The 21,671-nt window shown below is 40.3% G+C and carries 18 protein-coding genes; 10 read left to right on the top strand and 8 right to left on the bottom strand.

Annotated elements, in window-relative coordinates:
• Position 1 precedes the first annotated feature (1 nt).
• Positions 2-508, top strand: a complete 507-nt coding sequence (locus tag ADIARSV_RS06385) for a shikimate kinase (RefSeq protein ID WP_016194613.1) — start codon at positions 2-4, stop codon at positions 506-508.
• On the opposite strand, the gene ADIARSV_RS06380 is transcribed toward ADIARSV_RS06385, so the two are convergent.
• The 7 genes from ADIARSV_RS06380 to ADIARSV_RS06350 form a co-directional block, all read right to left on the bottom strand.
• Positions 496-1,005: a phosphoribosyltransferase family protein gene (locus ADIARSV_RS06380; RefSeq protein WP_016194612.1), complete on the bottom strand. Its 510-nt coding sequence runs from the start codon at positions 1,003-1,005 to the stop codon at positions 496-498. The genes ADIARSV_RS06385 and ADIARSV_RS06380 overlap by 13 nt on opposite strands.
• Positions 1,006-1,016: 11 nt before the next feature.
• On the bottom strand, positions 1,017-1,415 hold the full coding sequence (locus ADIARSV_RS06375; RefSeq protein ID WP_016194611.1) for a hypothetical protein: 399 nt from the start codon (positions 1,413-1,415) through the stop codon (positions 1,017-1,019).
• A 14-nt stretch (positions 1,416-1,429) separates the two neighbouring features.
• Entirely contained in the window at positions 1,430-2,854 is a 1,425-nt protein-coding gene (gene rlmD / locus ADIARSV_RS06370; protein WP_016194610.1) for a 23S rRNA (uracil(1939)-C(5))-methyltransferase RlmD, read from the bottom strand.
• Positions 2,855-2,917: 63 nt separating this feature from the next.
• Positions 2,918-3,505: a TetR/AcrR family transcriptional regulator gene (locus tag ADIARSV_RS06365; RefSeq protein ID WP_016194609.1), complete on the bottom strand. Its 588-nt coding sequence runs from the start codon at positions 3,503-3,505 to the stop codon at positions 2,918-2,920.
• A gap of 4 nt (positions 3,506-3,509) precedes the next feature.
• The gene (locus ADIARSV_RS06360; protein ID WP_016194608.1) at positions 3,510-3,929 is read right to left on the bottom strand and encodes a Rieske (2Fe-2S) protein; all 420 of its coding nucleotides are present in this window, start codon (positions 3,927-3,929) and stop codon (positions 3,510-3,512) included.
• Positions 3,929-4,963: a phenylalanine--tRNA ligase subunit alpha gene (gene pheS, locus ADIARSV_RS06355; RefSeq protein ID WP_016194607.1), complete on the bottom strand. Its 1,035-nt coding sequence runs from the start codon at positions 4,961-4,963 to the stop codon at positions 3,929-3,931. The genes ADIARSV_RS06360 and pheS overlap by 1 nt, the downstream gene beginning before the upstream one ends.
• Before the next feature lie 212 nt (positions 4,964-5,175).
• On the bottom strand, positions 5,176-8,100 hold the full coding sequence (locus tag ADIARSV_RS06350) for a ligand-binding sensor domain-containing protein (protein WP_016194606.1): 2,925 nt from the start codon (positions 8,098-8,100) through the stop codon (positions 5,176-5,178).
• A gap of 318 nt (positions 8,101-8,418) precedes the next feature.
• Here ADIARSV_RS06350 and ADIARSV_RS06345 point away from each other — a divergent pair, with 318 nt between their 5' ends.
• Genes ADIARSV_RS06345 through ADIARSV_RS06325 form a run of 5 tightly spaced genes read left to right on the top strand, consistent with a single transcriptional unit; the run spans position 8,419 to position 16,666 of the window.
• Positions 8,419-11,541 carry a SusC/RagA family TonB-linked outer membrane protein gene (locus ADIARSV_RS06345; protein WP_016194605.1) on the top strand — a complete coding sequence of 1,041 codons (3,123 nt, stop codon included), beginning with the start codon at positions 8,419-8,421 and terminating at the stop codon, positions 11,539-11,541.
• A 21-nt stretch (positions 11,542-11,562) separates the two neighbouring features.
• Positions 11,563-13,074 carry a RagB/SusD family nutrient uptake outer membrane protein gene (locus ADIARSV_RS06340; protein WP_016194604.1) on the top strand — a complete coding sequence of 504 codons (1,512 nt, stop codon included), beginning with the start codon at positions 11,563-11,565 and terminating at the stop codon, positions 13,072-13,074.
• Positions 13,075-13,098: 24 nt separating this feature from the next.
• Positions 13,099-14,694: a hypothetical protein gene (locus tag ADIARSV_RS06335; RefSeq protein WP_016194603.1), complete on the top strand. Its 1,596-nt coding sequence runs from the start codon at positions 13,099-13,101 to the stop codon at positions 14,692-14,694.
• A gap of 17 nt (positions 14,695-14,711) precedes the next feature.
• Complete coding sequence (locus ADIARSV_RS06330) at positions 14,712-15,611, top strand: hypothetical protein (protein ID WP_016194602.1); 900 nt, start codon at positions 14,712-14,714, stop codon at positions 15,609-15,611.
• Positions 15,608-16,666, top strand: coding sequence for a family 16 glycosylhydrolase (locus ADIARSV_RS06325; RefSeq protein WP_152439789.1), 1,059 nt, complete (start codon positions 15,608-15,610; stop codon positions 16,664-16,666). The genes ADIARSV_RS06330 and ADIARSV_RS06325 overlap by 4 nt, the downstream gene beginning before the upstream one ends.
• Positions 16,667-17,152: 486 nt before the next feature.
• Here the strand turns inward: ADIARSV_RS06325 and ADIARSV_RS22405 are convergent, their stop codons facing one another.
• The gene (locus ADIARSV_RS22405) at positions 17,153-17,458 is read right to left on the bottom strand and encodes a hypothetical protein (protein ID WP_040299297.1); all 306 of its coding nucleotides are present in this window, start codon (positions 17,456-17,458) and stop codon (positions 17,153-17,155) included.
• 447 nt (positions 17,459-17,905) lie between these two features.
• On the opposite strand from ADIARSV_RS22405, the gene ADIARSV_RS21815 reads away from it, so the two are divergent.
• The 4 genes from ADIARSV_RS21815 to ADIARSV_RS06300 all read left to right on the top strand — a co-directional run bounded on the left by ADIARSV_RS21815 (position 17,906) and on the right by ADIARSV_RS06300 (position 21,653).
• Complete coding sequence (locus tag ADIARSV_RS21815) at positions 17,906-18,070, top strand: hypothetical protein (RefSeq protein WP_016194600.1); 165 nt, start codon at positions 17,906-17,908, stop codon at positions 18,068-18,070.
• 97 nt (positions 18,071-18,167) lie between these two features.
• Positions 18,168-19,475 (top strand): cytochrome ubiquinol oxidase subunit I, encoded by a 1,308-nt coding sequence (locus ADIARSV_RS06310; RefSeq protein ID WP_016194599.1) that lies wholly within the window; start codon positions 18,168-18,170, stop codon positions 19,473-19,475.
• A gap of 3 nt (positions 19,476-19,478) precedes the next feature.
• On the top strand, positions 19,479-20,492 hold the full coding sequence (locus tag ADIARSV_RS06305; RefSeq protein ID WP_016194598.1) for a cytochrome d ubiquinol oxidase subunit II: 1,014 nt from the start codon (positions 19,479-19,481) through the stop codon (positions 20,490-20,492).
• Between the two features lie 132 nt (positions 20,493-20,624).
• Entirely contained in the window at positions 20,625-21,653 is a 1,029-nt protein-coding gene (locus tag ADIARSV_RS06300) for a LacI family DNA-binding transcriptional regulator (RefSeq protein WP_016194597.1), read from the top strand.
• Positions 21,654-21,671: the final 18 nt, after the last annotated feature.

Below are 21,671 nucleotides of genomic sequence, written 5' to 3'. Positions count from 1 at the left end.
GATGAAGATTTTTCTTGTTGGATTTATGGGTTCCGGTAAAACTACCCTCGGAAAAAGGCTTGCTGCAAAGCTCGATTGGAATTTTATTGATCTGGATATATCAATAGAGGCTCATACTGGTCAAACGATTCCTGACTATTTTAAAACGCATGGGGAAACGCTTTTCCGCGAAATGGAACGTGTGGTTTTGCAAACGGGACATTATCCCGACAATACGATCATTGCTACCGGAGGCGGCGCACCCTGCTACTTTGATAATATGGATTGGATGAAAACACAAGGCATCGTGGTGTATATCTCCTTAAGTCCGGCAGATTTAGCAGCCCGCTTAGATCGCTCTGAAGAAGATCGCCCAGTATTACAAGGGTATAAAGGAGACGCACTAATTGGATTTATCGCCGGAAAATTATCCGAACGTGAGCCCCATTACCTTCAAGCCAATATCATCCTATCAGGTAGAGCTCTGAGTGCTACTAAACTTTGGAAGGCTATAGATCAGCACAAATAAACCACATCTTCTGTACCGGACTGATCAGATATAACCACGTCCACATGCTCCTTTGTAATGGTGGAAAGCTCTATACCGGTGTAATCGGGCGATACAGGGAATACGCGGTGACTCCTGTTTACCAACGCAACCGTACGGAGCTTTTTAATAGGGGTATGTAAAAAGATTCCTATCCCGTGAGCCATTGTACGGCCCTGATTAACTACATCATCCACGAGGATCACCACTTTATTGGTGCAATCTGCTACAGGTACATCGGTCTGAACCGTTAGGTCCGAACTGTTTTTATCCAGCATGATTTTCATCAGTGTAATCCTGATTCCTGAGATCTCCTCCAGCTTCGTTTTAATCCGTCCTGCTAAGATATAGCCGAAATCAATGATACCTGCAACAACCATTTCTTTCTCGTCCAGGTTATCCTCCCAGATCTGATAGGCAATGCGGACTATCTTTTGTTCAATTTGCTTTTGGTTCAGAACGATTACTTGATTGTTCATGCTGCTATACGTTAATGATAGGGGTAAAACACAAAGTTAGCACCTTCGGGCACAATGACGAAGACACAGATAAAATCTTCAGGATTCTTGAACGTTTTAATGAAACGTTCTTTCTTCTCCGGATGGATGATTCCTTTTTTTATAAACTCGTCCAGCGTAGATGCCTGCACCGACCAGCTGGTACCCAAATCGGCCCTGTCCAGAATTAATTCGCCTATGTTCACCTCATGCTGGTGCGCAATGAAAATAGGATAATCAGAGATCCCTTCGTTCACTATTTCCGCAGAAACCTCTTTGATAGACTCACTGTAAAACTTAAGGTCTTTTTCCAGACTCTTAAGCGGACTTATTTTCTCCGGTTTGTCATTTCCATCTGACTCCGAAGCATTAATTAAATCTTTCAGTTCCATATTAATCTGATCTATTAATTTTCAGTATGAACAACAGGACGCAGGGTCAATAATACCACATTTTCCACATGTTGCGTATGAGGAAACATATCCACTGGTCTGATGCGCACCGTATCGTACTTTTCCTTCAGTAAAAAGATGTCCCTTGCCTGCGTTGCCGCATTACAACTCACATATACAATTTTAGGAGCTTCCATTTCCAGCAAACGCTGTACCACATCGGCATGCATTCCCGCTCTTGGAGGATCGGTGATGATCACATCCGGCTTTCCATGTTCATTTGCAAAATGAGGAGTCAAAACATCTTTCATGTCACCTGCAAAAAATGTGGTATTGCTGATGCCGTTTAACAAAGAGTTCTCTTTAGCGTCTTCAATCGCAGTAGGCACATATTCAATGCCAATAACATGTTTAACCGAACGGGCAATGAAATTAGCAATAGTTCCTGCACCAGTGTACAAATCATACACCAGTTCATCTCCTTTAAAACCTGCAAACTCGCGGGTTAAACTGTATAATTCATAAGCCTGTAAAGAATTCGTCTGGTAGAAAGACTTCGGACCAATCTTAAAAGATAGCCCTTCCATATCTTCCAGAATATAATCCCTTCCTGAAAATACATGGATCTCCTGATCAAAGATCGTATCGTTCTTTTTCTGATTCACGATATAAAGCAAGGAAGTGAGATCGCCGAATTGTCCCTTGATATGTTCCATCATCAGTTGAATCTGTGTTTCTTCCACATAAGCAAAAACGACAATAACCATAACCTCACCCGTTGTTGAAGTGCGGATAATAAGATTACGCAACGCGCCTTCGTTATTACGGATGTCATAAAAAGAGATGCCATTTTCTACAGCAAAAGCTCTAACACTGTTTCTGATCTCGTTAGAAGGAGTCCCTTGCAGATAGCAGGTTTCAATATTCAGAATCTTATCAAAACGAAGTGGCACATGGAATCCCAGTGCATTCATGTCCTGATGCTCATCCTGTACATCCACATCAGTCAGCCAACGTTTATGCGAAAAAGTAAATTCCAGCTTATTCCTGTAATAACGGGTTTCAAATGAAGGCAGAATAGTTTCTGTAGAACTAGTGTCAATCTTTGCAATTCGTTCCAGCGCGTCATTAACTGACTTTTGCTTAAACTTTAGCTGTGCCTCATAGGTCATGTGTTGCCATTTGCAACCCCCACAAACACCAAAGTGCTGACAAAAAGAATCAGTCCTGTACTCCGAAGGAGTAACGATCTGAATGATTTTAGCTTCAGCGAAATTCTTCTTTTTACGATATATTTCAATATCTACTACATCGCCAGGTATTGCCTTTTCTACAAATATGACCAGTTCCTCAGATTTTCCAAGTCCCTTTCCTTCTTCAGCTATATCGGTTATGAGTACATTCTGAACCTGCTTTTTATCAGCCGGAATTTTTTTCATTGAGTTGTCTATGTTAAAAACCAATAAATAAGGTTTCGCTTATTCATGGTTTATCAAAATTATTTAGGCTGTTTCTCTAATGGCAGCCTTAACCAGGTAAGGAAGGATTTCCTTTTGGAAACTAACAAAGTTTTTGCGCACATCCGAATCACTTACTGAAGTGAAGGCATACGAAAATACAATGCTTTTACTCGCTTTAATTAAAAAGCGAACGCCCCCGGTGAGGCTTTCATTATTTTTAATGGGGATAGTTTCCTGGAATGTCTTTATGAGTAAGATTTCAAGATCGTCCGATAAGAGTTTTAACAAACCCTGTGAGTTGGCCGATTCCCTGATGAAATCCCATCCAATAAATTCATTGCAAATAATATAGGTGATCCGGCAGGTCTTAAAAATAAGTTTGCTTAAGTAATCCTCCATATCATTTACATTATACTCCGAACTAATCATCTCGGCCACACTATCATGGATGTAATCCATCAGAATATAATGCAGCAAAACCTCCTTACTCTCAAAGTATTTGTAGATTGTAGCCTTAGCTACCTTCGCTTTCTTAGCTATCTCGTTGACACTGGTTTTATAATACCCATACTTTCGGAATAGCTCCTGTGCCGCCTCAATTATATTCTCCTTTACATTGTCAATTTCCATTTGATTAATTGCTTACGGAGATTTGTTGTCCATTACTACTCTCAGTGACGTAATATGTTTTTAGCGGCTTTGTAGCGATGTTGTTTTGTGGTGATCCATCTAAGAGTGAAAATATCGCTCCGCTGCAAGGATCAGTAGCTGTGAATACAGTAGTTACATGAACAGCACATTCTTTTTCCGGATTAACAGTACTGCAACGGTCATAAGCAACCAGTCCTCTAAAATCCGTTCTATAAATAATCAATCCTGCCACACCCTGACCCGGCACTTCCACATATCCCCCGGGTACAGATAAACCGCTATATTGTGGATTGCCAAAAATTGTAGCGCGGAAACTAACTGGTACGTCTGGTACTCCTGAAGGATCTTTCCCACATGAAACAAAAATTAGACAGATTCCAACTAAAAGCGCAATTCTGTTCATTATATAATTTCACTTTGAAATTGCTTTAAAAAGCGAACATCATTTTCGGAGAACAGGCGAAGATCTTTAATCTGATACTTCAGATTGGTAATACGTTCAATACCCATTCCGAAAGCATAACCTGTAAATTTGGTACTATCTATACCGCAATTCTCCAAAACATTAGGGTCAACCATACCACAACCGAGTATTTCAACCCATCCGCTATGTTTACAAAACGCACATCCATCACCACCGCAGATGGTACATGAAATATCCATTTCAGCAGAAGGCTCAGTGAACGGGAAATAAGAAGGGCGGAAACGAACCTTAGTTCCTTCGCCAAACATCTCCTGAACAAAATAAAATAACGTTTGCTTCAGGTCGGCAAAAGAAACATTTTCATCGATATATAAACCTTCAACCTGGTGGAAGAAACAATGTGCACGTGCAGAAATTGCTTCGTTACGATATACACGACCCGGCATAATAGACCGGAAAGGTGGTTTACCATTTTCCATCATCCTCACCTGTACAGAAGAAGTGTGGGTACGAAGCGCGATATCACCATTCTCCGCATCTTTTTTAATGAAAAAGGTATCCTGCATATCTCTTGCAGGGTGTTCCTGAGGAAAATTAAGCGCAGAAAAGTTATGCCAGTCATCTTCAATTTCAGGACCTTCTGCAACCGTAAAGCCTAATTTCTTAAAGATTTCTATAATTTCGGACCTGACCAATGACAGTGGATGGCGCGATCCATTTTCAAATCCCTCTCCCGGTAAGGTTAAATCTAATTTCGCATCATCTGCACCGCTTCCGGATTCAAATGCATCCTTAAATTGCAGATACCGCTCTTCAGCTGTTTTCTTAAATTCATTCAAAACCTTACCCAGCAGGCGTTTTTCCTCTGGAGAAACAGCTTTGAATGCATCGAATAAGTCTTTAATGATCCCTTTTGTTCCCAGAAATTTAATTCTGAAGATCTCCAGTTCTTCAGCAGAGGATGGTTCGAAAGCCAGTATTTCGGAAGTATATTGAGTGATCTGATCCTGCATTATATTGTATTAAATTTTAAATCTGATGGTTTGAGGGTATTAAAAATCCGTTTAAGGATTCATCCCTTATTAATTTGCAAAATTATAAAAATATAAGTATTTAATGGGTACTTTAAATAGGGTTGTTGGGAATCAATAAAGATTGTTACTTAATAGGGGAATAAAGGAAGGTATCAGGCATTCTACTTATTAAGATTTAATATTGCGGAATCTTATTTCATACACTCCATTTGTATAGAAAACAAGAACTCAAAAAGATTAGTTTCCGTTGAGATCTGTAATTTTTTTCTCAGCCGGTACCGGCTAATCTCCACCCCTCTTACCGATATAGCCATGAGCAGGGCGATTTCCTTGCTCGATAAATTCATGATCAGGTAGGCACATAATTTCAATTCCGGTTGGTTAATGCTGGGATATCTTTCTTTGATAACCTTTAAAAAATCGGTATGCACCTTATCAAAATGAACTGAAAACTGTTCCCATTCTTCGTTGATTTTTTTCTCCTCCGACAGCAACCGAACAATCTTTTTGATCTCCACCGTATCAATTGTTTCTTTGCCTGACTTCTCGAGCCGTTGGAGACCTTCTTTAACCCTTAAAAGAAACTCTTTTTTCTGAACAATGTTTAAGGCTGCTGAAGCCAGTTCAGAAGCCTTATGTTCTATCTCGGCCTCCAGCTTTTCATTTTTGAGTTTAATAACCTCCTTTTCAGAGATCTCCATTTCTATCCTATGTAGGTAGGCGGTATGCCTTTGTTCTTCTTCATTTTTTTGCTGTTGCAATAAAAGTTCTTTTTCCCGCTTTTTAATATGTCTCCGTTCCTGAATCTTATATACAAAATACAGCAGGTAAGCCCCGAGTATCAGGTATAGAAGAAAGGCCCATTGTGTTTGATACCAAGGTGGATTAATTGAAAAAGAATAAGCCGAAACTGAAGATTCATTATTATGATGATCCCTCGATTTTATCTTAAACATATAAGTACCTGCCGGAAGATTGGTATAATCCTTTTCCTGTTTTTTCGACCATCCAGACCACTCATTATTAAACCCATCTAGAAGGTAGCTATACTCTAAGTTGGGTTGCTCTTCGAATATGGGAGAAGAGTATTCAAAATGCAACGAATTCCAGAGATGACCAAGCGATGGAATATCATCCGCAGTTTGCTTATTGTTTGAATAAACATCCCCAAAGTATCCGCCATAAAGCAGGCTGTCTGTATTGGCTGTAGCTTTTACCTTTCGGATAAAGACTTTAAGCGGACGGATGTTCTGCTTATACTTTGCAAAGTTAATATGATAAAAGCCCTTCTCGCTGCCAACAAAGATGTTGTAATTATTTATTGGATATACATTTTCAAAGCCGCTGAGAATTCTTTCATTTAATTCAGGGAAATTAATAATGACTGGCTTTGAAGAAAAGTCGACCACCCCAATACTTTTCCCTTCTACAAACCAGATGTTTCCTGAAGGATCTTCTTTTAAATAACGTAAACTTCTATTACCAAATATTTTTTTAAATTGAATTGATGACTGAAACCGATTAGTTTTCTTATTGTATTCATAAATACCTTTCTGTGTCGCAATCACCACCCGGTTTTTAACCTTAAAAACAAAATTATTAAGCGTAGAAGGTAGGCCCTGTGCCTGAGTGTAGGTTTCGACACCTGAGTTTCCAGGGCTGATTTTATAAACTCCCCGGTAAGGATGGGAAGTCCAGATCATGTTATCTTTATCTATTTCCAGAAATCGCGCTGACTCATAATACCGACCCATATCTCCCTTGTCAATAAACGTATCTTTTGAACGCTTAAATAGTCGGATTCCATAGTAATTGCCAGCAACAATCGCTGATGACCCAATGTTATTAATCAAGGGCTTAGCTATCCAGAACCCGGTAATTGTACTTATAGGAAGCAGCTTGTCATTCACTATCTTAAACAGTCCGTCATCTCTTCCGGCCAGCAAGGTGTTGTCTACAACTTCCAGCTGCCAGGACTGTCCCCCGGATATCAATTTTAAATTATTTGCTGCATAGCTTAAATCGCCGGTAATATGAACCGGCAACTTGTAAATTCCGTTGGTTAATGCAAAATATAAGCTGTTTTTATGAAATACAGTGGAATAGCCACCCCCATCTTGAAATACCGGGGGATTAATGTGTTTAACTGCATTGTTATAGGCGATAAAGTCGATGCCATTATCTAGTCCCAGCCAGACATTTCGATTAACATCCATAAACAGGCTCCTCACATTAGCGTTCTGTAGTCCCTCTTTTTTTGAAAGATTCTCCACGACTTTTCCTTTTCTATCTACCTGGTAGATTCCATTAGTATAGGTGCTTAAGAGAAAATTATGGTCAGCCAATGGTATTGCTCCAGAAAAATGCTGGTAATTATCTATTGAGAAGCCTGATAGCGGCCAGGATTTTAACTTAGTACCTGCAAGTAAATAAAGCCCATCCTTAGCTGTCGTGATCAAGCTGGTATCTTTGCCAAATTCAGATACAGAGGTAATATAAAAACTGGGAGGCAGCAGTTTTTTATCTATCCATGTTTGCCAGTGATCCTTTTTGAAAACAAGCAGTCCTTTCTTTTCATCATGCGCAATTAGGTGGTTATGGCTTAAGCCTAGAAAAAGCCATGACGACAAGGGGGGGTATCCGATAATTTTACCCTTACTGTAACGGAATATTTTCTTGCGTGAACGGAAGAAAATATCATTTCCAAAACTGACAATATCCCATATATCAGAGAACTCCTGATCAGTCTTGGGCAATAGCTTTTTAAGGGAAGTAAAGGTTAGCAGTCCATTTTTTGCCGGAGAAAAGTAACCTATCTCATCCTGCCCTCCGATATATAGCCGTTTATCTTTCCCGAATTCAATAGACCATACAATTGTTCTATTAGGGAGTGGGTATAACTGCCAGCTAGCCCCATCAAATACCAGTAACCCTTCATTATTAGCGAAATACATCCTTCCTTGGGCGTCCTGCCTGATCTTCCAGTTTTGAGTACCCGCATTATACTGTCTTTTAACAAAATTCACAGTCTCACGCTGTCCGATGTAGGACTGAGAAAATATAGTATGCGCAGAAGTAAGTAGTACTACGACGAAAAAGAAAATCCGTAAAAGCATAGGTTCATGCTGATTATCAACATTACTAACAAAAGTATTAAAATGGCGCGAATATCTTCGGGTATATGATTTTTTAAAAGTGTGTAGTAGTGATGTAGCCGATCATTACTTGTTTAACAGGGTTTTAGTATACTTTTGATTAATAAAACTAATCGCAAATTTAATTAACCTTCAAAAGTATGACTCATTTAAACCTAAGTAAACCCTGTACTTTTATTTTAATACCATCAGCCCCACCGCCCTGAATCTGACCGGATAGTTACACCTATTATAATCAGGAGGAACTGTACAGTATTACTTACTTAAAAAATTAACTACATGCAATTAAAACTTAAATTTTGTATGGGTATTGCTTTGCTCTTATGTTTTGTAGGCACCGCTTATTCCCAAAGTGTCCGCTTATATGGTAAAGTTACCCAAAAATCAACAGGCGAAGTCTTGCCAGGAGCTTCAGTATCCATTAAAAACGCCCAGATGGGCACTCTTACAGACGCTGCCGGCAACTACTCACTACTAATTCCCGCAAATGGAACTACCATAACAGTGTCCTTTATAGGTATGGCACCTATAGAGAGAAAAGTTACCCAAGGTGGTGTGCTTAATTTTGCGTTGGACGAAAGCGCTGATAACATTTTAAATGAAGTCGTAGTGATAGGCTACGGAACTCAGAAAGTAACCAAAGTGTCAGGAGCTATATCAACCGTTAGATCGGCAGAGATTCAAAAGCTAACTCCCGTACGTGCAGAAGAAGCATTGCAGGGTCAGGCTGCTGGTGTCACAGTAGTTCAAAGTGGCTCTCCTGGCGCCGCTCCTACTGTACTTATAAGAGGGATACCATCCTTTTCAGGTACCGATCCCGTTGTTATTATTGACGGATCACCCCAATCGTTAACGGATTTTAACTCGATAAACCCAAATGATATTGAGTCCATCAACGTACTCAAGGATGCTGCAACAACTGCCATATTTGGTGTAAAAGGAGGTAATGGCGTTATCGTGGTGACAACCAAAACTGGGAAGAAAAATCAGAAAACTGAATTTGCGATAAATGCCAACTTTGGAGTACAAGAGGTTCCTCGCTATATTGGCGTGTTGAATGCCGCAGAATACGGGGCAATTGTAAATGAGGGAAGTGTAAGCTCAGGAGGTAACACCATATTTCAGGACCTTTCTCAGTTAGGAACTGGCACCAACTGGCAAAAAGAAATATTTCATAATGCTCCTATGCAGTCGCACAATATTTCGGCACGCGGTGGAAGCGATAAAATGTCCTATTTTCTTTCCGCCGGATATTTAGGACAGGGGGGCATTGTTGGCGGCACCGATAAGTCAACCTTCGACCGTGGAAATTTTACTGCTAATCTTAATTTTGATCTAGCACCCAAACTTAAATTCATTGTCAATGCTACTGATGTGATCCTGCTTTCAAAGGGGATTCTTGAAAATTCCTTTAACAGCATTATAGGAAGCGCGCTAAATTTTGACCCTACTGTACCCGTATTCAACACTGTCCCGAACACCGTAGGCAAATATGGTTTCAGCAATGTTATCCTTTCTGAAGTTTTTAACCCGCTTACAAAACTGGATAATACGTACAATCAAAATACAGGTAACAAGCTGTACGGAAAATTCGAATTGCAATACGACATTTTAAAGGCCTTAAAAGTAAGCAGCAGATTTGGATATACTAAATACGATGATAATTCAAAAACCTTTACTCCCCTTGTTTTCTATGGCCTTAATAACGTTAATAATACAATGAATGCAGACGGTACGACCGTTGATGGAGCGCATAACAATGTGGCGCATACAAAGACAAGTAATTTCAACTATACCTGGGAAACATTTGCCAACTATAATTTCAAAGTAAAAGAAGACCATCACTTCGAAACAGTACTCGGTTTTTCACTCGCAAAAACATCAGGGAATGCCGATGGGGCAAGCAGGCAGGATGTTCCTTACAACTCTTGGGAGTTTGCCGATTTTACCGCTGCTACGGGAACTAACTCCGCCACAAACAGCACTGCACTTACCGGAAACTATTACCAGTACTTCAGAAAAAATTTATCTTACTTTGGTAGGGTAAATTATGATTACCGCGAAAGATATATCGCATCCTTTACAGCACGCCGTGACGGGTCTTATGCTTTTGGAACGAATAATAAATTCGGAAATTTCTATTCCGGATCTCTGGGATGGGTAATCAGCAGTGAATCCTTTTTCAATTCTTCATTCGTTGATTATTTAAAGTTAAGGGGAAGTTATGGTTCTATTGGGAATGAAAACGTAAGCCCTCAGTATGTACAGGTGGTTACCGGCGGGCCTGATTACGGGTCTACTGCAAACAGCAATGGCTATAATTTCAATAATGTTTTTTACCCCGGTTCTACTATTGGTTCTGCAGCCAATAACGATCTGGCCTGGGAAAAACAGCTGCAAGCAAACATTGGTTTTGATCTCACCTTCTACAAAAACAAGTTCTCTTTATCCGCTGATTATTTTGATAAGACAGTAAATGGCCTTTTATTTACCCCTTCAGCTTCCTTATACCTGGGAACAGCCCCAATCCCGACTGCAAATATCGGTTCTACAAAAAGCAATGGAGTGGATGTCAGTCTGAGTTATAACGAAAAAATCAGTCCGTCAGTTAGGCTGAATAACTCCTTCACTTTTACCTCTAGCAAAAATAAGGTGACCGCCACCAACTCTGATGGTACCGCAAAGATTTATGGCAACAGCTATTTTAATGGACAATCACAAACTGTAACCGTATTTGAAAAAGGACAAACACCCGGATATTTTTATGGTTACAAAACCGAAGGACTCTTCCAATCTACCGCTGAAGTTACTGCAGCACCTACGCAATCAGGCGCTCAGCCAGGCGATATCCGCTTTGCTGATACCAATCAAGATGGAGCGATTACTGCGGATGACCAGGTTAAAATCGGCGATCCTTTTCCGCAGTTTACATTAGGATGGAATTTTAGTGTAACTTATAAAAAGTTCGACTTCAGTGCCTTTACGTATGCTTCTGTCGGCAATGATATCTACCGTGCATATGAACGAAATGGGAATTATACCAACAAGGTACGTAGTGTATTGAACAGGTGGACTGGTCCCGGTACCACAAATGATGCACGATATCCCAGGTACATTTTTACTGATCCAAATAACAACATCCGGGTATCAGACCGCTACGTAGAAGATGGTTCATTTGTAAAAATAAAGAACCTGCAGTTAGGGTATACTTTCCCTAAAGCACTAAATGGCGGTGTTTTCAAGAGTATCAGGGTATATGGACAGGTAAAAAATGCTTTTACATTTACTAAGTACTCCGGTTACGATCCTGAAATATCAGGTGGAATATTAAACACAGGGGTCGACCAGGGAGCTTACCCAATTTCAAGAATCTACGCCTTTGGCCTTGATATTCGACTTTAATCACTAACCAGAAATAAAACCATGAAAAATACATACATAAAACTGGCAGGTCTGGTACTTTTTATTACCGTGCTTGGCTCTTGCAAAAAATGGGTAGATTATAATCCGCACGATGATTTCAAAGTAACCGACCTTGATTACTTAAAATCAGAGAGTGATTATCAGACCATGATAATAAGTGCCTATACACCTTTACAATGGCTAAATCAGACTGTTCCGATAGGGGATATTGCATCGGAGAATTCTGTAGCAGGTGGCGAAACGGCCTCAGATATATTACCACTTCAACAAATAGACGATTACACACTCACCCCGGTAAATTCTACCTTGGAAGATCTCTGGAGGGTTGCCTATGAAGGTGTAAACCGTGTGAATTATTTAACACAGAATAAGGACAAAAATAAAGCCGGAGAAACGGTTGATTTCGATGGCAAAGAAGCTCTTTATGGGGAAGTCTATTTTTTAAGAGCCTACTATTATTTCAACCTGGTAAAGATGTTTGGCGATGTTCCCCTTTTTACAGATAAACGGCTGGAACTAAGTGATTCCAGAACGCTGACGCGATCACCCAAAGCAGATGTATACACACAGATAGAACTTGATCTCAACAATGCCATAGCAGTGTTGCCAACCACTCAGGCACAGAAAGGTAGGATCACTAAATATGCAGCCCAAGCACTCCTTGGGAAGGTTTATCTATACGAAAATAAATTCGACGAGGCTTCTACTGTACTCGAAAACGTCATTACATCGAATGCCTTTAGCCTGGTAAGCGACTTTAACTCTATATTTCTGGCCACAGGGGAGAATGGCCCTGAATCGGTTTTCGAAATCCAGTACACCAATGGCTCTCCTTATTCTAACTGGGGCGGGCAAACAAGAGGTCAGGGTAATTATTCCGTACAACAAAATGGTATCAGGGGAATCAGTGGTAGTGCAGACATGCCGTATGCTGCAGGATGGAGCTCCAATCTGCCCACTAAAGAATTAGCTAATGCGTATTCAGCAGGCGACCAGCGCAAAGACGTAACCATTATGGATATCGAAGCCTATAAAGCTGCCCATCCTCAATACGGCCTCACTTATCAGGTTGCGCCATATAAAAACACAGGCTTATACAATCAAAAATATCTGCCCAGAAAAGGAGAAACATCGGGACAGGTAGAATTGAATTATCTGAACAATTTCAGGACGCTTCGGTACGCCGAAGTATTGCTGATGGCTGCAGAAGCAAACAACAGAGCCAGCAAACCCAATGATAGTAAAGCGCAGGGTTATTTAAACCAGGTGCGTCGCCGGGCGTTTGGCGACGACCTTCACAACATTACCGCCACAGGCACCTCTTTAAAACAAGCAATTTGGGATGAAAGACGACTTGAGCTGGCAATGGAAGGAGACCGCTTTTTTGATTTGGTACGAACCGGACAGGCTGCAACAAAAATCACTGGTTTTCAAGCAGGAAAGAATGAAGTATTCCCTATTCCACAGAAAGAGATTGACATTTCAGGACTCACACAAAATCCGGGGTACTAATCGCTAACCTTTAAAAGTATAATCATGAACGCAACAAAATATATTGTAGGCCTGGCATTTTTACTGGTAACGGTGGCAGGTTGCAAAAAGGAAATTTACGACGATACCTCCTTTTTAAATGGCATTGCCGACCCGGTAAAACTATCAGTCCTTTTTGATATCACACAGGACAATACGGGTCTGGTCACCATCTCGCCCAACGGCGAGGGCGTAGCCTCTTATGATGTTTATTATGGAGATGGAGGCGACACGTATGCTAAGGTGCTATCAGGGAATACAGCGCAGCATAAGTATGTCGAAGGACTCTATACCGTAAAGATAATCGGATATAACATTACCGGTAAATCGATGGAAATCACCCAACCACTTACCATATCTTTCAAGGCTCCTGAGGATTTAAAAACTACCATTACAACCACTGGATTGTCTGTGGATATTAATGCTACAGCCCTATATGAAACGATGTTCCATGTTTATTATGGTGACGCTACCGATCAGTTGCCCGAACCCTACGACACCTTTTTAGAAGGAACTGCGGCAATGCATACCTATGCATCTGCAGGAACATACACGATCCGGGTGGTTGCCCTAAGTGGAGGCGCTGCTACAACAACCTATTCTGAAACTGTTAAAGTGGGTAAACAGATTGACTTGCCGGTTAGCTTTAACGATCCGCAATATGATTACACCATGGGCGATTTTGGAGGCAATATCTCCTCCTTATCTGCTGATCCGGTTAATAGCGCGAAGAAGGTGATGAAATCTGTAAAACCCAACGGCGCAGAAGTCTGGGCCGGAACTACAATTGGTACTGCAGTCGGATTTACTACTAGAATTCCTATTTCAGCAGATGCTTCCAGAATGACCATGCGGGTCTATTCTCCAGCTGCAGGAATCCATGTAAGGTTAAAAATCGAGGATCATAGCGATGGCACTAAATCTGTAGAAACAGAAGCGCTAACTACATTGGCAAACACGTGGGAAACCTTAACATTCGACTTCAAGAACGCTGCTGTAGGAACACCAGCCCTCAATCTTTCAACCGCTTATGATAAGGCTTCCGTCTTCTTCGACTTTAATACTAGTGGAGATGGAAAGATATTTTACTGGGATGATGTTAAATTTGTGACGGGCACAGTAACGGCCCCCGTATTAGGGATCCCTCTTGATTTTGAATCGTCCATACTTAACTATTCGTTCACTAATTTCGACGGAGGTGTGGCCACCGTAATCAGTAACCCTAATCCAGTGGGTATCAATACCAGCAGTACAGTCGCCAAAATGGTAAAAGGCGCAGGTCAAGTCTGGGGAGGCGCGTACATATCACTAGATCATCCGATCGATTTTTCAACGAAAAAATTTTTTAAGTTAAAGGTATTTTCACCAAGAGTCGGGGCTAAAGTTCTTCTCAAAGTGGAAAACCTCAGCGATGGTACTATCAGTTTTGATAAAGAAGTAGTTACAACCGTTGCCAACGCCTGGGAAGAACTCACGTTTGATTACAGCACCATCAACACCGCAAATTCTTATCAGAAAGTGGTACTGATTTTTGATAACGGAACAGTAGGAGACGGTTCGGCAAATTTCACTTGGCTATTTGATGATTTATCACTTAACTAATCTCAAAAAAAAGAATCATGAAAATCACTATAAACGTAATATTGCTTAGCTGTTTAACAGCAATAATTACTTTTACCGGCTGTAAGAAACAGGATTATTCTTTGAATAAACTGGTCACGCCAACAGATTTGAATCTATCTACAGAGATAGCAGGCCAGGATACAGGTAATCCAAACGGGAATGGAACAGGTACCATTACCATCGCCGCCACGGCTTCTAACGCAATGTCCTATAAAATTGACTTTGGCGATGGCAAATGGCAAATGGTACCCGAAGGGCTCATTAACTATAAATATAACACTCCTGGCACTTCTGACTATACCGTTATGGTAACTGCAATTGGTACAGGAGGTATTACCACAACCACCAGCAAAAAAATAACGGTATTGGTTAATTTTAGTATCCCGCCAGAGATGATGCTGAATCTAACCAAGGGAACCTCACAAACCTGGGTCACAGATCGTGAGTCGCCCGGACATGTGGGTGTTGGGCCCGTTGGCACCTATACGCCCGATTATTATGCTGCTACTCCAAATCAGCGGGCAGAATGCCTATACGACGATGAAATCACCTTTACTAAAGCAGGAGAAAATAGCGTTTCATTGAGTGTCAATAACAAAGGGTCTTCTTTTCTTACTGCAGACGCCACGGCCTATTATGGTAAATCTGGAGGAGATGATTGTTATCCGATCGATCTGAACACACCGCGGAACCTTACTTTTATGGATGCTACATCGGGATCTACTTCTGCAAATTCGACCAGAATACAGTTTGTAGTCCCCGGAAACGGCTTGATTAACTTTGGTACAGGTGGCACTAACTATGAGATCTTATCTCTTACCTCCACAACCATCACGTTAAGAAATATTGGTCTCGACGGCCTTGCCTGGTATCAAAAGTTAAAAGTTAAACCATGATTATAAATCGTAATACTATGCAATATCTTCGCACATTTTTCCTGACATTACTGGTTACTGTATTTGTAAACTGCAGTAAGAGTAACGGCAACAGCGATAATTATCCTGCCGACGCTCCTTCCAATATAACGATAACGTATGTAGTTAGCCCTGACAACAGTGGCAACGTATCCTTTACTGCTTCGGCAACCAATGCGGTTAACTTTGAATATGATTTCGGGAACGGCTATTTTGCAACATCTTCCTCCGGGTCGGCAATCTATAAATATCCTGTTTCCGGGACTTACACCGTGAATGTAACGGCAAAAAGCAATAGTGGTAAGTCCGCAACAAAGTCTGTGCAGCTTGTCATATCAACGGTTACTTCCTTAATATGGTCGGATGAATTTAATACAGCCGGGGCACCTGATCCCGCAAAATGGGGCTATGATATCGGCACAGGCAGCGGAGGTTGGGGTAATAATGAATCAGAATATTACACTAACAGAAGTGATAATGTAACGGTATCCGACGGTACGCTTAAAATAAAAGCCCAGAAGGAAAGTTATAATGGCAGCGGGTATACCTCTGCACGTCTCTTGTCAAAGGGTAAATTCTCCTTTAAATATGGAAAGATTGAAGTAAGGGCTAAACTGCCTGCAGGTGGAGGTACCTGGCCAGCCATTTGGATGTTAGGCGATAATTCTTCAACGGTTGCATGGCCTGCTTGCGGAGAAATTGATATTATGGAACATAAAGGAAATGATTTGAATAAGATCTATGGGACATTTCATTACCCTGAACACTCCGGTGCTAATGGTATGGGCGGGAATGTGGTCATTACCAATGCAACGACCGAATTTCATATCTATTCCCTTGACTGGACCGCCTCGAAGATCCAAATTGCAGTAGATGGCAACGTTTTTTATACTCTTAACAACTTGAGCAGCCTTCCCTTCAACCAAAATTTCTTTGCCATCTTAAATCTAGCCGTAGGTGGTAATTTCGCGGGTGCTGTGGATCCAAATTTCACAAGTGGAGTCATGGAAGTCGATTACGTTAGGGTATATCAATAGGTAATCCGTAAATTAAAAGTGCTATAAATTCTATTAAAAAGCCTGGTTAATTCCGGGCTTTTTAATTACTCAAATTCATAGAGGCCTTTCATAAACACATGTTCTTGAGGGAGAAGAATGGATTAAGAATTTGTAGATCGATATGCTTTTTATAAATCATATAAAACTGCTTTTTTATATGATTCGAGTTAATAGATTGACATTTTTAGGTCTTGTCATGGGGGTAAGAAGGGTTGGCCTGCAGTATGTCTATTTGAAACCTGATTATAAAAGAATCAGATAAGAATGCAGTAAGAATCCAGATTGAGTCCGATGTGGAGTAGTTAAAGTCGGACTTACTCTGGATTTTTGTTGCTTTGTTTGTGCTTTGAATCATATGTCTTATATCTATAGTTCAGCTTTAAATAGGGTCTGCTGATAAAGTAAAAATTATTTTGATAATCAGTTAGTTATTCGGATTTTAGGGATAGTAAGTGCAAGGAAAGATCAATTTGGCCGGGGAGTATACTTTTGGCTAAAAATTATAATCATGAGCAGGCGTTTTTCAGCAATGAGCGAAATCGGTGCAAAAGGGTTAATAAAAATATATCGTTGAATTAGTCTTTTGAGTTTTTCAGCAGACCCTACTACACTTCCTCTTATTGTGACGGAATAATATGTAAGGTAAGTGACTTCTCTTGTAACGACCTGTGGTAAATCAATGTTAGGTTTCTCAGGTTTTATTTCCTCCGGAGCAATAACGTCACCTTCTTTTTTACAAGTGAATAAAAAAAGCAGTGAGAAATAAAACATTGCGCATCATGGTAAGATTATCTTATTGTAAAAGGTAAATTAAAATGGAGTTGTTTGTTTGAAGTTTGCGAAAGCTGATTTTTAAATAGGTACATGGTTTTTAGTATCTTTGTACTTTGTACTAACAGTACACGCCACACTAACCTTAAGAACAGCGTTCCAGGGCGTGTCTTTTGCTTTTATACCTTTTGTAAACCTTAATATCCGTGTACATTAAAGCTGCTTTAACCCTCCAGCAACAAATTGATCAGCTTATTGTAAGAGGATTGATAATAGGTCCTGAATACAATGTGATACATTTTTTAAGCCATATAAGCTATTATCGCTTTGGCTGGCTATTGGTGGCCAATGCAAAAGGCCAAAGTTATTACCCAATCCACCACATAGCTGGAAAAAAGATAATCCGCAAGAAAATGAATTGCATTTTTAAACATACATCTTTGTTGTATGAAATACTCACTTGATGTTGTTCGTCCTGATAATCAATTCGTTATATTATTATCAGAGCTATTTGAAAAGCATCCTAGTGTCGATCCTAAAGCAGTTGGAAGGAAAGTTGACTGGCAGAATGAACCTCTTTTGGAGGTGAAAATTTATTGTCCAGGCCTTTAATCTTGGGATAGGGATATAAAATTCGGATAAATAAGGATTCCTCATTCTGGCTGAGAATTACTAATTTGCCACCTTTAAACTTTATTACTTTGCTATTATGGATAACTTTATAGCTGCCAGGTCACAAATGGCCCTTTCCCTGGGTTTTCATATTATTTTCTCGTGTATCGGAATGGTTATGCCTTTTTTTATGGCCGTTTCACATTTCTATTGGTTGCGTACCAATGAGGTGGTATATAAGAATTTAACGAAGGCATGGAGTAAAGGGGTAGCGATATTTTTTGCTACTGGTGCGGTATCAGGAACGGTTCTTTCTTTTGAACTGGGTTTACTCTGGCCGGAGTTTATGAAACATGCAGGACCTATTTTTGGAATGCCTTTTTCATTGGAAGGAACGGCTTTCTTTATTGAGGCCATTGCTCTTGGATTCTTTTTATATGGCTGGGATAGGTTTAATCCCTGGTTTCATTGGTTTACTGGTGTTGTGGTAGGGGTAAGCGGACTTCTTTCGGGAATTCTTGTTGTCGCTGCTAATGCCTGGATGAACAGTCCTGCGGGATTTGATTATGTTGATGGCAAGTATATTAATATTGATCCGATTAAGGCGATGTTTAATGATGCCTGGTTTTCACAGGCACTCCATATGTGTATTGCTGCGTTTGTTGCTACAGGATTTGCTGTTGCGGGTGTTCATGCAGTGATGATATTAAAAGGCAAAAATGTGTATTTTCACACAAAAGCCTTTAAGATTGCAGCTTTATTTGCTACTGTAGCTGCTGTTCTTCAACCTTTAAGCGGGGATGTTTCTGCTAAAGATGTGGCACAAAGACAACCCGCAAAACTGGCTGCTATGGAGTCGCATTTTTATACGGAAAAGTCTGCTTCACTGGTCATTGGCGGGATCCCTGATCTTAAGAATAAGGAAGTCAACTATGCGGTTAAGATTCCGGGTATGCTGAGTTTTCTGGCTCACGGAGATTTTACTACGGAAGTAAAGGGATTGGATCAGATTCCTGAGGATGAACAACCACCGGTAGCAATCACGCATTTTGCTTTTCAGATTATGGTTGCGCTGGGAATGATTATGCTTTCCATTGCCGTATTGTATTTTATTGCCTTGTGGAAAAAGAAGGACTGGTTAACGAGTAGATGGCTGCTTAAACTGTTTGCAATGGCTACTCCGATGGGTTTCCTGGCTGTTGAAGCTGGCTGGACGGTTACTGAAGTGGGCCGGCAGCCCTGGATCATTAATGGAATTATGAAAACTGCTGATGCGGTGACGCCTATGCCGGGAATCCAATATTCTTTTTATCTCTATACGGCCGTGTACGTCTCTTTAGCCATCCTGGTAGTCTTTATGCTTTACCGTCAGATTAAGATGGTAGATAAACTTTATGATATTTAAGCCATGTTATACGTTGTAATTGCTTTTTTATGGACAGCTATATTGCTGTATCTTTTGTTAGGTGGAGCTGATTATGGCGCCGGTATCATTGAATTATTTACTTCTGAAAATAACAAAGCGCAAACTCGTAAAACGTTGTATCGTGCGATTGGGCCTGTTTGGGAAGCAAATCATATGTGGCTGATTATTACCATTGTCATCTTATTTGTCGGCTTTCCTGATATTTATTCCCGGATGTCTATCAATCTTCATATTCCGCTTACGATTATGTTGTTGGGTATTATTGCCCGTGGAACGGCCTTTACGTTCCGGCATTATGATGCGGTAGTGGATGATATGCAACATCTTTACAATAAGATCTTTGCTTATTCCAGCTTCGTGACTCCCTTTTTTCTGGGGATCATTGCCGGAAGTGCCGTTTCGGGTAAAATAGATCCTGCTGCAACGGATTTTCTTTCTGCTTATGTTTTTAGTTGGCTGGACTGGTTTTCTGTTGCTGTTGGGTTGTTCACAGTGACGATATGCGGCTTTCTTGCGGCAATTTATCTGATTGGCGAAACGGATAATGAGAAGGAAAAGAAGATGTTTGTGAGTAAAGCGCTCCGGTTGAATATTGCGGCTGTTGTATGTGGGGGATTGGTGTTTATTGCCGCTACATTAGAGGGGATCCCTCTTTTAGAATGGGTATTTGGGAATGCAATAGGTTTGACGGCCATCATTGCTGCTACGCTTTCGCTCGCTTTATTATGGTTCTTGCTTTTTAAGGGAGGTATAGGATGGATCCGTTTGCTGGCAGGTTTTCAGGTTACCATGATTCTTTTTACTACAACGGTCAGGCATTTTCCCAATATTGTGATCCTTAAAAATGGGGGGTATTTGTCATTGCTGGAACATCGTGGACATGATAAAACTATAGAAGCACTGGGTTGGGCTCTATTACTGGGGAGTATATTTATTTTGCCTGCACTTTTTTATCTGATCTATAGTTTTCAGCGAAAGAGGATAGATGTGCATTAATACTTTTATCGACAAAACTTATCAGCGTTGTGATAGAATTGTAAATATTTGTAAATTAAGTTAATAAATCGGATGATTTAACAGACTATCAGATAAACTTTTTATGTTTGACAGTATAGACAATATTTAGAGGTGAAAAAGAAAAAACTTTCGATTAACGACATTGCAAAAAGTCTGGATATTTCAGCTACTACTGTTTCGTTTATTTTAAACGGACATGCAGTTGAAAAGAGAATCAGGAAGGAACTTGTTGAACGTGTTTTAAAGTATGTGGAAGAAGTAGGTTACAAGCCTAATTCGCTTGCAAGGAGTTTACGCACAGGTAAATCAAATACCATTGGCCTAATGGTTGAAGATATTTCGAATCCGTATTTTTCGGGTATAGCACGCTTTATTGAAGAAAACGCCTATAAAAATGGGTATAAGATCATCTATTCCAGCACGGATAATGATCCGGAGAAGACGAAAGATCTGATTCAGATGTTTAGGGAGCGCCATGTAGATGGATATATTATTTCTGCGCCTGTAGGAGTAGAGGAAGATATTAATGAACTGATTGCTGCAGGGCTTCCTGTTGTACTGTTTGACCGTGTACTTCAGGGTGTGGAAACAGATGCTGTTGAAGTGGATAATAACGCCAGTACGTATAATGCGATCAATCATCTGATTGATCGTGGCTATAAAAATATTGGATTGGTTACCTTGATTTCTGTTCAATCTCAAATGTTGGGTAGGTTGCAGGGTTATAAGTCTGCCTTGTCCGAACAGGGCTTGAAGGAGCATGTGGTGGAGATTCCTTTTTCAAAAGATCAGGAGAATAACATCAATCATATACTAACCTTTTTGGAAAGTAAAAAGGATTTGGATGCCGTATTATTTGGTACCAATTACCTTGCTATAAGTGGGCTAAAGGCGATTAAAAGACTGGGTTTAACGATACCGGATGATTTAGCTGTCATTGCGTTTGATAATCATGATCTATTTGAATTGAGTTTTCCCTCCATTACCGCTATTACACAGCCGATAGCTGAAATTGCCAATGAAGTGATCACGATTTTGTTAAAGAAACTTAATTCAGACCCGTTGGTAACGATAGGAAATCAGTCTGTTGTATTACCTACCTCCATGATAATAAGGGATTCGACTAAAAAAATAAAATAAAGGGGTTTTCCCCTTTAT

Origin of the sequence: Arcticibacter svalbardensis MN12-7 (genome assembly GCF_000403135.1) — a bacterium.
Taxonomy (GTDB): domain Bacteria; phylum Bacteroidota; class Bacteroidia; order Sphingobacteriales; family Sphingobacteriaceae; genus Arcticibacter; species Arcticibacter svalbardensis.
This window is presented reverse-complemented; position numbering and strand designations above follow the sequence as displayed.